Genomic DNA, 14,150 nt, shown 5'->3' on the forward strand with positions numbered 1-14,150 from the left:
CGTATAAAAGTCCACATTATTTTTCTTAATGTTTCTTTTTTACTTGTATCTTAATCCTTGAGGCTGTCTTGTTTTCTTCTATTAGTTTATTCCAGTATTTAATGTTATAGAGACAGCCAGGATCAGGTGCCATGGGATCGTTGAAGTATGCATATGCTCTTGCTCTGCATCCTCCACATATGTTTTTATACGGACACACAGCACATGCTCCTTGAAGCTTAGATCTATCCCTTAATAATTTGAAGAGAGGAGCATTAATCCATAGATCCCAGAATGTTCTCTCACGCAGATTCCCTACTGGTATGGGAAGGAATACACAGGGTATAAGTGTTCCATCAGGCTGTATACCAGCATATATTCTCCCAGCACCACATCCGCCAACAAATTCCGCAACCGCTTTAACTATAGGATCTTCTCCAACATAGAAATGTGTTGGAGCAACATCTCTGCCACCACTTAATTGTAGAGATACTCTTCCATACTGTGGTGCTGTGCTGACAATCTCCATTTTACGCCTGCTCATCTCCTTATATATTGTTCTAAGAAATTCTTCTCTTTCCAAAGGATCAAGGTCTAACCATATATTATCCTTCCCTCTACCAACAGGCACGAAATTGAAGAACACTACTCTCTTAACACCTATGGACTCAGCTAGATCAAGTATATCCTCTACTTCATTAATATTCATCTTAGTAATAGTTATAGCCATTGCATGGTTTATGCCCAGCTTAACAGCATTTTCTAAAGCCTTCACAGCTCTCTCCCATGATCCTTGAACACCTCTAAACCAATCATGCTTCTTAGGATCAGCACTATCAACTGATACCTCTACATATCTAAGCCCAAGCTTCTTCGCTTCCCTCAACTTCTCTATATCAGCAAATACCCAGCCATTAGTTGCTACAGCTGCATACATTCCTCTCGAAGCTATCTCATATAGGATTCTGCGAAAATGTGGATGAATAGTGGGTTCCCCACCGCTCAACGCTATTGCTGCAACACCAGCGCGATCAAGCTGATCAACAACCATAAGCTTCTCCTTCAAAGAGAGCTCATTGGGCAATGGCTTATCTGCTCTTTGATAACAATGCTTACATCTTAGGTTACACATGTTAGTAAAGTTCCATACTATGAGGAATGGTGCGGGAAGTTCTTGGGGAACAGTTACTCCGTAAAGACCCAGCCCCTTTAAGATTAGTGAAACCCCGCGTCTAAGCGCTGGATCCTTTAATGCCTCAATAACTTCCTCTTCTCTACCCTTTAACAGTTTTATACCAAGCTTCATAATAGTGTTAACAATTGATCCAATAAACCTAGCTGTTACTGTACAGGAACTAACTGGTTCACCTGCATACATTGATAATGCATGATATATTATTGGCGCCGCAACTTTTCTACCATTGTACTTGCACTCCGACTCTATAGTGGCTGTTCTCAAGAATACTCTTGATATAGGGTTATCGAAGAGAGTTCTAAGCCCTGCTAGTAATGCTCCAACACCGCCTCTCTGATCAGATTTAGAATTATCTTGTGATTCATTATTCATTATTTCCACCTCAAGAACTCATAGATTTTATCTCTCATCCAGGAAAAGATCTCTCTCATGAGAATACCCGAGAGATCTTTAAGCCTACCCGCTTTAAGCTCTCTTATGATAAACTTTGATCTTAGATAGAATTTACGATAAGCATACTTGATCATCTTTCCAAGTTCTTTCCTTGTGAAGTGGAAACCTCTCATAACGGGTTTAACAGTGGTATAGTGTTCCCAATTCCAATCCTCTATTAAATTATGTTTTTTAGCATATTCAAAGAGTGGTGTTCCGGGATATGGTGTTAATGCTGTGAACTGTACATAGTCTGGATCAAGTTTTATTGCGAAATCAACTGTTTTCTTCATATCATCAATTGTTTCCCATGGAAATCCTAGTATGAATGATCCTAGAGCGAAGCCTTTAAGCTCCTTAACCCATTTAAACACTCTCTCAGCTTGTTCGAGAGTTATTCTCTTACCTATACGATCCAGTGTTTCCTGACTAGCTGATTCTACACCGAAGTATAGTGCTGTACAACCATTATCGTAGAGGGTTTTGAGGATCTCCTTATTTATATGGTTAACTCTGGAACCACATGAGAACGTTATATCCAGTCCTCTCTTCTTAATCTCATCTATGAATTCACGCACGAATCTCTTATTAATAACTAAGTCGTCATCGCTAAACGCTATATGGTTAGCTTTATACTTGTTCACCAGGAACTCTACTTCATCAGCAACATTCTTTGCTGATCTAAACCTTATTCTGCGTCCCCAGAAATAACTTGTTATACAATATATGCATCCATATGGGCATCCTCTACTAGCCATTACATGTGCTATCCTTATAGGTTTACTGAAAAGCGTATACTTATCCATTGGGAGCAGGTGCCTCGCAGGCCATGGAAGCTCATCTAGGTTTTGTATAAATGGTCTAGGAGGAGTTACAACAACTTTACCGGAATAATCTCTAAACGCTATACCTTTTATATTCTTCAAAACATTCTTGTTTAACCCGTGTTTCTCAATAGCATTAACGAGTTCTAACGTAGTATATTCGCCCTCACCTCTAACAACGATATCTATATTATTACTAAGTGCTTCCTCATACATATATGTTGGATGAGGACCACCAGCTATGACTATTACATCATTGCCCAACTCCTCCTTTACAAGTTTAGCTGCAACATATCCTTTAGGTGCTAGAGGGGTTAGCATAGATATACCAACAATATCGGGATCCCAAGACTTAACCTCGCTAATCCAGTCTTGGAAACTTATTTTGAGAGTTGGAGAATCTATTATTTTTACTTTATGACCTGCATTTTCGAGAACTGCACCAATATATGCTAAGCCCAGAGGAGGAGCACTCATACCAGTGACCTTGTATATTTCAAGCTTATGTACTTCTGGCGGTAGAGTTAACAGTACTTTCAATAGTATCACCTGATAGCTAAAATATATTATTTTTTTAGGATAAAATAAAACTTTCACAGAATAACTTATTAGCAAACATAATATTGAATCTCCGATAATTATCTTAGTTATAATCTGTAATATTATTTCTCTTCTGTGACATTTCTTATATCAGGATATAAAACTAGAATTATAGAGGATAAAACTAGAATTATCAGGAATATTTGAATAGTAGTAATTATTTGTCCAAGAAAAATATATGCTAATATTGATGCACCAACAGGTTCCCCTAAGGCTATTGATGTTGCAGAACTTGTTTTTATGTATTTTAAAACATAATTCAGTAATGTATGTCCGCCAAGCATCGGAATTATTGCCAATAAAAAGAAGTATACATAGCTATTGAGACCATAATGTATCAAATTAGCACCTGAGATTAGAGAATATATTAGCAAAGTTATAGCTGCACTAGAGTATGCAATAGTAGTATATTCTAATAAATCAACAATCTTTCTAACTCTTCTACCAATACTGAAATAACCCGTGGCGGCGACAGCACCTAATAATGCCAGAATAACACCATATATACTGTATCCATCAATAAGTCTTGGCTCCATAAACAATGCTATACCTATAAATCCCATGATTAATCCTATATACTGGATTCTATAGATCCGTTCATTATATATGATCTTGTCAACCACTAGTGAGAACAATGGATAAGATACAACAATAGTGGTACTAACCGCAACTGGCACTAAAAACAAAGATTCCATCCAAAAAAGAAAATGAGCAGCAAGAAAAACACCGGATAATACAATGAGAGATAAAACCTTATAGTCTCTTAAACCAATCCATGATCTATTCAACAATAACTTCATAAACCATAAAATAATAGCTGATAAGAACGTTCTCCAAAAAGCACAAGCTACTGCTGATGCTTTAGAGAGTAGTACAAGTATTGATGCAACAGATATACTTAGAAATATTATGGTAAAAACTAATGCATAAAAAGCAATTCTACTAATATTTATTGGAGAGTTTTCAGATAAGTTATCTATTGAGAACTTCAAACCATGTCTTCCCACATAGTAGCATATATTCCAGTATCGAGCATTTAACATTGATGTCATTGTAAAATACCATGGTATTCTATTATTTTTGATTTCAATGTTTATTCATTCCCGAACCTAGAAAGCTTATCTATCCCCCTGCTGCGGGAGGAAAGATTGCGATTTCGTCGCCATCATTCAATACTGTATCCATTCCATTCAGAAACTCTATGTGTTTACCATTAACTAGAATTATAAGTCTCCAACCCTTCTTTTCCAAATCGTCCTTGATCTTCTTAATATCTTCTAATTTATCTAGTAAATCTCTAAAAGTAGATTTATCTCTGGGTAACTCGATTATTTTCTCCTTCCATCCAAGGGTTTCTGGGAGCGTCATGTATACTTTTATTTTCACTTTTACAGATCTATTCATAATGGACACCTAGTCATGTCTCTTGAGTATGGACAGTGTGCACATGTTGGCGAGTTCCCCCAACAATCATATTCGTTTGTTAGCGTAATTGTACAGTATGGTTGTAGGGGACAGTCTAGACAAGATGGTTGATGCATGAAATACGTTATTGCTCTAAATCTTATATATTCTGGTTTCCTCCATATATTTATTAATTTCTCCTTGCCTACGTATCCGAAAATTACAGGTTTTATTTCCCGCTGTACTCCAGCTAAATAGTTTTTCCAGTGATGCGCATAATAAATGCATGGAGCTACTCCACCATCATATCTAATAAACAATGCATATTTACTTATGAAAGGACATATTCTTTCACTATATGCTTTATTAAAGTTAGGGAGACTGATCTCCACTCCATATTCAAGCTCTATTCTAGCTAATTCCTCCGTGATCTTAGATACTTCTTCGAGACATTTAGGGTCAGAGTAGCATGAAACGTTTTCTTCATAGTACTGGTTTAGCGGTATAACATTAGATACAATTATCTTGGATGCTCCAAGGGTGTGTGCTAGTTTAGTTGTTGCGAGAAGATTTCTATAGTTATACCTGTTAATAGTGAACTGTATATTAACTCTTGGATAGAACATGTTCTTCTTAATCTTCATATCTTTAAGTATAAGTAAAGCCTCAATAACTCTAGCAAGGTCTCCTCCACGCCTAATAAGCTTATATACATCATCTTCTGCAGCATCAATACTCACAATTATATCATCCACTCCTATCCTAGCAATGTAATCAACATATTTTATGAGAAAATAACCATTAGTATTTAATAGTATTTCAAGTCCCTTAGACTTAGCATAGTATAAGAAATCAATAATATATGGATGTATCAGGGGCTCCCCCCATCCAGAGAAACTGATCTTAGAAACACCTATTTCAACTGCTTCATCTATTATTTTGTAGAACAAATCTCTATCCATATCATGGAAGCCTTCGCCAACAATTGTTCTCCGAAAACAGTATATACAGTCATAATTGCATCTGGTAGTTACCTCAACCATTATCTCTTTAGGATGCGATTTTTCATCAAGGGATATATTCCAATCACCAATGATGATCGACGAAGAGTTCTTTTCCATCAACAAAATTATTCACCGAGGAATAGTGAGGCTTATTGATCTATGAATTTTTATTTACTTCCCATAATATATATTTTAATTTAATATGTTAGGATTTCCTAACATTTCTATTAAAAGTCGAATTCTGCTCATTTAAGAAATCCTTATATAAATAATCTGTTGGTAGAATACTATGTGGGAAAAATGTGTTCTGGTGTACATATTGCTTGGCGGTTATATGGGTAGAATCCTGCGTGTCAACTTATGGAGAAATAAATACTATATTGAGCCATTACCTCCAGAGACTGTTCTTAGAAGCTGGATCGGCGGAAGAGGATTAGGCGTTTACCTTGCACTAAAAGAGATTGATCCAAAAGCTGACCCCCTTGGTCCAAGGAATAAAGCATTTGTTATGACAGGGCCGATAACAGGTGTTGCAGGCGTACCAGAGTCTGGTAGATGGTGTAGTGTAACTAAGTCTCCGCTAACAGACACAATACATGATTCTCAGAGCGGTGGAAAATTTGGCCCTGAACTAAAGTTTGCAGGGTTTGATGCTGTTATATTAGAGGATGTTAGTGAGAAACCGGTGTATCTATGGATACATGATGGCAAAGTTGAGATCAGAGACGCTACTCATTTATGGGGTAAAGATGTGCATGCAACCACTGATATAATCCAAGAAGAACTCGCACCCGAGATTGGTAGAGATGAAGCAAAGAAGATCAAGGTTCTAGCTATAGGGCCCGCTGGAGAAAACCTTGTAAGATTCGCTGCACTGATCAATGACAAGAGCAGAGCTGCTGGACGCGGTGGACACGGTGCTGTATGGGGTAGTAAAAAGATTAAAGCAATAGCTGTACGAGGCCATATGAAGCCTAAAGTTGCCAAAGAGGAAGTGTTTAAAGAAGTAGTCGCTAAAATGGTTAAGAAACATCGTGAAAGTCCTGTCACCTCAGAGGGATTACCCAAGCTGGGAACAGCTATACTTGTCAACATTATCAATAAAGCAGGTATCTTCCCAACAAGAAACTTCCGCACAGGAGTATTCGAGGGGGCAGAGAAAATCAGTGGCGAAACACTTGCAGAGAAATATCTTGACAAAAAGAAAAGCATTGAAGAATCATGCTGGGGCTGTGTAATTACTTGTGCAAGATATACTAAGATAAAGAATTCCCCGTTCAGCGGTGAAGGAGGAGGCCCAGAATACGAGACAATCTGGGCGTTCGGAGCACAGACGGGAACAGATAATCTAGAAGCAATTAGCAAGGCTAATTTTCTATGTAACGAGCTAGGACTCGACACTATAAGTATGGGACATACTATCGGCACACTCATGGAGCTTGTCGAGATGGGCAAGATCCCTCCAGAGAAGCTTCGCGGACTAAATGTTAAATGGGGTTCTCCAGAGGCCATAGTTGAGCTTGTGTGGAGGACAGCTTATAGGAGCGGTATAGGTGATGAATTAGCTGAGGGTTCTTGGAGGCTAGCAAACAAATATGGTGCACCAGAAGTATCAATGAGTGTTCGTAAACAAGAGCTTCCAGCATATGATCCGAGAGGAGCGCAGGGTCATGGTTTAGCATATGCTACAAGCAATCGTGGAGGCTGCCACTTGAGAGCCTACATGATATCTCCAGAAGTTTTAGGAGTCCCATCACTAGTGGATAGGTTCTCAACTAAGGGTAAACCAGCTCTAGTTAAAGAGTTCCAAGATGTCTTCGCCGTTATAGACTCTATGGTTGTATGTAAATTCTCCAGCTTCGCCATATGGGACGAAGACTATGCTGAAATAATAAGTGCTGTAACAGGCTGGGATATCTCCAAGGAAGAAGTACACAGGATCGGTGAGAGAATATATAATGCTGAAAGAGCATTCAACGTGCTAAGTTTTGGTGATGGAAGAGAATATGATACATTACCAAAGAGACTCCTAGAAGAACCAATGCCGGAGGGACCAGCAAAAGGACATGTTGTCAGGCTAAACGAGATGCTAGACGAATACTATAAGCTAAGAGGATGGATAGATGGAAGACCAACAAGAGCAAAACTAGAAGAACTAGGGCTTAAATGGGTAGCGGACAGATTAGAAGAAGAAGGCCTATTACCCGGCTAAATAAAAACAATATTTTTTTTCCACTAAAATCATCCTATTAGACTGTTTCCAAATAATTATTTACCAAAGTATTAGTAATTCTCTCAAGAACAAGAGAGGCTCCTAGGTAAGGTAGTTAAGAGTGAGTAAAAATAATATGGAAACACATAAGTTAAGCAACGGGTTTATCTCTGAAGAAATTGTTAGGGCTTATGCAACATACCTTATAGTAAGAGGAGATGCTGAGAAAGCTTTATCAATGCTTTCAATATATTATAGGATAATAACTCCCAGGATCAGAATAGGTTTGCCTAAAAAGCATTCTAAAGCTTTAGGATGCTATGATCCTGTTAAGAAAACTATATGTCTTCGAAGCAGTGAAGAATATAGGAATCCATTTGTAATTCTCCACGAATATTATCATCACTTGAGGAATTCGAGAAGAGAATATCTTGGAAACGAGAAATACGCTGATAGATACGCATTAAAATCTATAATGTATTTTAAAGAATTATTAAGAACAAGTATTCGTTTAGATAAAGTATTTAATTCTTTATAAGCTTTCTAGATTCTCACTGCGAAATACATGTATTCTTCAAGCCAAGATCATGGGGAAACCTTTATATCTTTCTAAAACATATCTATGTGAATAATACATTCGGCTATTTAGGAGTATGTATAAGTAGTTATACTATATACAGGTATGGGTAGGTAATAGTAATGGACCTACTATGGTTTACTATAGGGGTTTTAGCGGCTTTCTTCGTTGCATGGAATAATGGATCGAACAATGCACCAAACGCTATTGGAACAGCTGTTGGTGCAAAAGTACTTGATGTTAGGAAAGCATTAATGATAGCTACAATAGCTAGTTTCGCTGGATCCATTAGTTTAGGAATATACGTAACAGATACTGTGATGAGAGGTATAGTTAACACTCTCAATATGCCTGCACCATATGTTGTTAAAGGAATGGTCTCTGTATTGTTAGCAACCGGTGTATGGACATTGATCAGTACATATCTTAAGGTGCCTATGAGTGTTCATGTAGAAATAATTGGTGGCATAATTGGTTTTGGCTTATCAATTGGTTCCTCCTTTATAAGCTGGGGAACAGTATTGAAGATCATGGTTGCATGGTTAATTGTTCCATTTGCGGCAGCAGGTATAGCTTATATATTGTATCCAGTATTCAGCCGTTCATTCAGGGAGAAAAGACTTGCAAAAACCTCTCTAATAGCCGCATCATATATTACAGCTACAACCCCTACTATTCTTATATTGGTAAAAACTATTAGTGTATCAAGCATAGTTTACGCATCAATTACAACAATAATTATTGGCACATTAGCAACAATCATAGTATATCTATACTGGAAAAGAAGAATAGCTGAAGGAGGCTCGCCCCTGCATGAGGCATCCAGGATATTATTAATAATGGTTGCTGCCGCTATGGCTTTCTCCTTCGGATCAAACGATGTAGCCAACTCTGCTGGGCCCTTAGCAGCAATACTATATGCTCTGGGAATCAAGGAATCCTTAACAGCTATGTGGATTGCAATTATCGTAGCATCAATAGGTCTCTCAGCAGGCATTATTATGTGGGGATCGAAGATCATAGATACCATTGGAGAAAAAATCTCTCCCCTAACACCCCCCACAGCCTACGTAGCACAATTGTCAGCAACACTAACTATGTTAGTCGCTTCAAGACTAGGACTACCAGTATCAACATCAATGGCAATCGTTGGAGGAGTAATGGGTGTAGGATTCTCGAGGGGGACACGAAGCGTTAACCTAAAACTACTAGCTAGAATCTTTACTCTATGGCTAATATCCCTTCCAGCAACAATGAGCATAGCTTATTTACTCACAATCAGCCTACTCATCTAGCTCTCCTGCATATAAAATCTTAGAATGATTAATTAACCCTGTACAACAGCATTGTATCAAAGCGAAAAACACTAAAATTTTGCTCTTTGATAACAATCATTAATTATCTCAATTTGACTAGTTAAATAATGAGCTAACTCATAATCCCATATATGAGAAATACTTAGGTGATATAATGTCTTTTGAGGAAGCAGATATTATTAAGAGGAGAGCATATGCTTTCCTACGAAATGCTAAAAGACTTATTAGTGAGGGAGAATATGACCTAGCTGTTTTCTGCCTAGAACAATATTGTCAATTGATCTTAAAATACCAACTACTTATTAAAAAAGGATCATATCCTAGAACGCATTCACTTAGAAGACTGATCAGAGAACTCGGAGAATTTAATAGAGAAATACTAGTGCTTGTAGATGATATTAAAAATCTCCATTACATAGCAAGACTTGAAGAAGCATATATTGCATCAAGATATCTACCAATAACATATGAGGAGAAAGAATCAAAAGATCTTATAAGATTCGTTGAAGAGGTGTTTAAACCTATTGTCGAGAAAATATGAAAATAAAATATATGATCAATTAAAAAATTATAGACGCATAGCAGAAGAAGTGAAAAAAATTATTAAAAAAATAGATCCAGAAGCCAAAATATACGTCTTTGGATCTGTTGTTCGAGGCAAATTTACAGGAGCAAGCGATATAGACATCTTAGTAATAACATACAAAATCGATAAGAAATACGACATAATGGTTAATGTATATAGAGAAATAGATGCACCAATAGAATTACACATAGTTACTCAGGAAATGTATGAGAGATGGTATAAAAAATTCATTAATGAAAAAGAACTAGTAAATATTTAAACACAGAAGTTTCCATATACTAATATTCTATATAAACACCATAGTGAACATATATGGTTAATAGTACACTTATAAGCGTCTAAACGATTCCTTCAGCTAGCTTCTTAGTAACCTTCACTATACTCATACAACATGATATTACTACCATATAAAGGTACTACTCGACAAAAGTAACAATATATAGTGATGTAGCTAAAACATCTTTATATTTATATTATTTTAGAGTAAAGCACTCCTATGATTTTAAATGCTGTCATAGCCTGTGGAAACTTTTCTTCACATATATCTTGTATCTTGATATGTTATTGTAAAATCCATAAATGCTTCTGTTTCGAACTCTATATAATATTTTACTATCTCTGCTTAAACACTGTATTCATGTCGAGAAGATATAAGGATATTGATGAACTATATGGGATACTGTAGTTAACTTTATTAGTTTACAAATGGATGTTTGTAGTTGGTGTTAACGTATGGGGGATACTGTAGTTATTGGTATTAGGATTCCTAGGTGGGTTAGGGATGAGCTTAAGAGGCTTGGTATTGATTATTCTAGGGAGATACGCGAATATCTTATCAAACGCGTTAGAGAGGAGCGTGGCAGGAGGCTTATAAGAGAGATTAATGAACTTATGGAAAGTATTGGTCGTGTAGAAGGTAATCTATCAGCACGCTTCATTAGAGAGGATAGGGATAAGAGTTGGAGCGAGTAGTTGCTGACTCAAATGTTTTAGTAAAATGGTTTATACCCGAAGAATACAGCGAATACGCCAAACTTATGAGGGACAACCACCTCCTTGGGCGAATAGAAGTGGTTGCCCCCATCTATGCTCTTCTCGAAATATATAATGCCCTAACAAAATATTATATTAGAAAAATCCTTGACAGAGAAAAACTATCTAAAATAATACATCTCCTACATGAATCAAGGATCAACTTCATAAATATTGAGAGAACAATCCTAGATAAAGCATTAAAATATAGTTTAGAAAACCATGTAACAATATATGATGCATACTATATCGTTCTAGCTTACGAGTTAAAAACAATAACTTATACAGCAGATGAAAAACTATTAAAAAACCTTAAAAACAAAGAGCCAAGGCTGAAACACATAAAGGATTACAGATATGAAGACAAATATAAATAATACAAAAATCACGAGCTTTTCTAACAATAATCTATAAATAATGCTTCAACTAAATTCTTAAAATAATTATTACCTTGTTTAATAATATTGGACAAGATATCTTTTTAATATATCATTAACCATTCACCATTCAATATATTTATTCAATTTCTATATTATCTATTATGGGAGGGATGGGAAGGAGTGGTGCAACCTTAATGATGAATGATCCACTTAGTCGTTTTAATAATGTTGTTGAGGAGAAACTGGGTTTTACTCTTAGAAAGTATCAAGAAGTTGTAGCAAGTGAAATAGTTGAATCTGTCAGAAAGGGATGTAAGTTTATCATTGTTTCCATGCCTACTGGTAGTGGTAAGACGTTGGTCGAGATGTTTACTGCATTTTATGGTTTAGAGAGTGGGGTCCCCCGCATATTGGTTTTAGAACCTACTAGGTTTCTATGTGATCAAATGTATTCTGGAGCGAGCGGGAGTAGTGGAGGTGGGTTGTGGAGGATAGTGTTTGGGGATGCTGTGGGAAGAGAGTATGAAGGGGATTGTAGTAGTTTCTTAGAGCCGGGTAAAAAATCATTATATCAACTCCTCAAACAGCTTTGAAATGTGTTTCAATGTTTAGGAGAGATTTTAGAATGGTGATCATTGATGAAGTCCATCATGCTTTCGGGGGGAGGTATTATTCAGAGCTATTAATGAATCTTAAACCAGACATTATAGTTGGGTTTACAGCTCTACTACCAAGTTATAAGAAATATAGGTTGGACCCTAGAGTTGAGAGCATTACTGGTGAACCATATCTGTTAACATATGATTTCAAAAAGTTGAAGGAGATCGATCAGGGCTATAATCCTCCAAAAGCCATAGCAGACATGTTTGATTCTGAAATGAATGATCTTGAGAATAAAGTGTATGAGAAGCTGTTCAGATCATTAATTAGCGGAGAACCCAGGATAATAAAGTTTCTAGAACTAACACTCGCACGTTATGGTAAAGAAGCTTTCTGCGAAAGCTATAAGAGAGCGTTGGATAAGGGTAAAATAATACGTAGCAATGATCTTGATAGCCTATGTGGATCAAAAAGTTATTCACATAAAGCTAGAACACTAATAGATATCTTAACAGTTTATGATGCATGGGAGAACAATAAGCTCAAACCAATCCTAATATATACCTCGCGTAAACCTACCGCATACGAGTTTGAGAAAGCCATAATACAGCATGGGAAAACACTACCTCTCAGAGTAGCTGTTCTAACAAGCGATATGAGGAGAGAGGAGAGGAGAAAGTTAATGGATAAAGCTAAGAGTGGAAACATAGACATTATAATCTCTACTCTTGTAGGTGAGGAGGGTATTGATATTCCAGAAGCAGGACTGCTAATAATGACGGATACACCGAAAAACCCTCTCAGATTCTATCAACGCATAGGACGGTTAATAAGAGGGTCTAGACGGCAGGAAAAAATAAAGTATCTCATCATAACACTTACACCTAAAACTATTGAGTACGGAGATTTAGAGGAAGCTTTATGGAATCTTTGTTTTAGAGAAGGAGTTGATCTCAGCTATGTAGTGATCAATATAGAGAAGAAAACTCTTAGTGAGAAAGTGCTAGATATAATTAACAGGTTCTCCAAGATCTATCATAACATATCCATCCCATACACCCTCCTAGCCTTCGGGCAAGAACTCAGCGATCCACTAAACTATATTTTCAACCTAGTTAAGAGCCGAAAAGAATACGTGGATAAAATCAAAAAAGCTCTGGAATGGAGAATGCGGGTAGAGTCAGATGAGGATCTTGATGAAGCTATCTTCACCATCCTCACCTTCTACATGATCCGTTCAGACGATGTCAAGGAGATCTTTAAACCAATCGATAAAACTGTTAATAAGAGCACATTCAGCAAGAGCTTTAACCAAGCTATTAGAGAGGGGAAAATATTTTACATCTACAACGTGGAAGCTGTTGCAGAAATAATTAATAGAAGGCTTCAAAAACTCTACAAGGACTATATATCTGGTGGGAAGAAATATGCTCATGATAAATTCTTTAGAATTGACCGTAAATCAATCCTAAGATTATTCACCGAAGCATTCCCATACAATAATATCAATCATATAATTGATAAGCTTAGTGGAAGAAGGAAAAAGCATGAAGAGTATTTAGACCGAATGGTGAAGAGTAAGCTTCTCGAAAAACCCCATATATGGGTGGATATGGGGAAGTATAATCAGAAAAATAAGAGTCTTTCACCACAAGTAATAATATCTCTTAGCTTAAACAACATATGGATCGAGTTAAATACTCTAATAAACTACTATGATTTAAGCGAGAAACTATACGGGGATAAAGCCGTTAAGGAATTAATTGAGGAAAACCTGTATGCAATAGGTTATGAAGCTGTTCGGAAATTCATTGACTGGTACATTGAAGAGGAGATTAGTGGAATGGTGGATGAGGGTTGAAATTAATTGTTTAGGAGAAGCTATAAGTTGATCTTCTACTCTATCCTCCTACTTAGAATTATGTCTTCATATACTTTTCTTATATCTAGTTTTAATATGCAACTTGTATTTTCTGGTAGTTTTATAGGTTTATCTGTTTCAAAATAGA

14 protein-coding genes are annotated in these 14,150 nt (G+C 36.6%); 9 read left to right on the top strand and 5 right to left on the bottom strand.

Annotated features, from left to right (window positions below):
- Positions 1-25: 25 nt before the first annotated feature.
- From SMAR_RS03390 to SMAR_RS03410, 5 genes are all read right to left on the bottom strand, one after another.
- Positions 26-1,546, bottom strand: a complete 1,521-nt coding sequence (locus SMAR_RS03390) for a radical SAM/SPASM domain-containing protein (protein ID WP_011838960.1) — start codon at positions 1,544-1,546, stop codon at positions 26-28.
- Positions 1,546-2,970, bottom strand: a complete 1,425-nt coding sequence (locus SMAR_RS03395) for a B12-binding domain-containing radical SAM protein (RefSeq protein WP_011838961.1) — start codon at positions 2,968-2,970, stop codon at positions 1,546-1,548. The genes SMAR_RS03390 and SMAR_RS03395 overlap by 1 nt, the downstream gene beginning before the upstream one ends.
- Positions 2,971-3,092: 122 nt before the next feature.
- Positions 3,093-4,082 (bottom strand): DMT family transporter, encoded by a 990-nt coding sequence (locus SMAR_RS03400; RefSeq protein ID WP_148676735.1) that lies wholly within the window; start codon positions 4,080-4,082, stop codon positions 3,093-3,095.
- A 70-nt stretch (positions 4,083-4,152) separates the two neighbouring features.
- Positions 4,153-4,434 carry a MoaD/ThiS family protein gene (locus SMAR_RS03405; protein ID WP_011838963.1) on the bottom strand — a complete coding sequence of 94 codons (282 nt, stop codon included), beginning with the start codon at positions 4,432-4,434 and terminating at the stop codon, positions 4,153-4,155.
- Positions 4,431-5,555 carry a tungsten cofactor oxidoreductase radical SAM maturase gene (locus SMAR_RS03410; protein ID WP_011838964.1) on the bottom strand — a complete coding sequence of 375 codons (1,125 nt, stop codon included), beginning with the start codon at positions 5,553-5,555 and terminating at the stop codon, positions 4,431-4,433. The genes SMAR_RS03405 and SMAR_RS03410 overlap by 4 nt, the downstream gene beginning before the upstream one ends.
- Before the next feature lie 217 nt (positions 5,556-5,772).
- Here SMAR_RS03410 and SMAR_RS03415 point away from each other — a divergent pair, with 217 nt between their 5' ends.
- From SMAR_RS03415 to SMAR_RS03455, 9 genes are all read left to right on the top strand, one after another.
- Complete coding sequence (locus tag SMAR_RS03415; protein WP_148676856.1) at positions 5,773-7,650, top strand: aldehyde ferredoxin oxidoreductase family protein; 1,878 nt, start codon at positions 5,773-5,775, stop codon at positions 7,648-7,650.
- Between the two features lie 121 nt (positions 7,651-7,771).
- The gene (locus SMAR_RS03420) at positions 7,772-8,188 is read left to right on the top strand and encodes a hypothetical protein (RefSeq protein ID WP_244372481.1); all 417 of its coding nucleotides are present in this window, start codon (positions 7,772-7,774) and stop codon (positions 8,186-8,188) included.
- Positions 8,189-8,349: 161 nt separating this feature from the next.
- Positions 8,350-9,522 (top strand): inorganic phosphate transporter, encoded by a 1,173-nt coding sequence (locus SMAR_RS03425; RefSeq protein WP_011838967.1) that lies wholly within the window; start codon positions 8,350-8,352, stop codon positions 9,520-9,522.
- A 175-nt stretch (positions 9,523-9,697) separates the two neighbouring features.
- Positions 9,698-10,084, top strand: a complete 387-nt coding sequence (locus SMAR_RS03430) for a HEPN domain-containing protein (protein ID WP_011838968.1) — start codon at positions 9,698-9,700, stop codon at positions 10,082-10,084.
- On the top strand, positions 10,068-10,388 hold the full coding sequence (locus SMAR_RS03435) for a nucleotidyltransferase domain-containing protein (RefSeq protein WP_011838969.1): 321 nt from the start codon (positions 10,068-10,070) through the stop codon (positions 10,386-10,388). The genes SMAR_RS03430 and SMAR_RS03435 overlap by 17 nt, the downstream gene beginning before the upstream one ends.
- Before the next feature lie 473 nt (positions 10,389-10,861).
- Positions 10,862-11,101, top strand: a complete 240-nt coding sequence (gene vapB / locus SMAR_RS03440) for a type II toxin-antitoxin system VapB family antitoxin (protein ID WP_011838970.1) — start codon at positions 10,862-10,864, stop codon at positions 11,099-11,101.
- Positions 11,089-11,538, top strand: a complete 450-nt coding sequence (locus SMAR_RS03445) for a type II toxin-antitoxin system VapC family toxin (RefSeq protein WP_011838971.1) — start codon at positions 11,089-11,091, stop codon at positions 11,536-11,538. Before vapB ends, SMAR_RS03445 begins: the two co-directional genes overlap by 13 nt.
- 197 nt (positions 11,539-11,735) lie before the next feature.
- Positions 11,736-12,134: a DEAD/DEAH box helicase family protein gene (locus SMAR_RS03450; protein WP_052833806.1), complete on the top strand. Its 399-nt coding sequence runs from the start codon at positions 11,736-11,738 to the stop codon at positions 12,132-12,134.
- Between the two features lie 11 nt (positions 12,135-12,145).
- Positions 12,146-14,002, top strand: coding sequence for a helicase-related protein (locus SMAR_RS03455; protein ID WP_148676737.1), 1,857 nt, complete (start codon positions 12,146-12,148; stop codon positions 14,000-14,002).
- Positions 14,003-14,150: the final 148 nt, after the last annotated feature.

The sequence above is a fragment of the Staphylothermus marinus F1 genome (assembly GCF_000015945.1).
GTDB classification, from domain to species: domain Archaea; phylum Thermoproteota; class Thermoprotei_A; order Sulfolobales; family Desulfurococcaceae; genus Staphylothermus; species Staphylothermus marinus.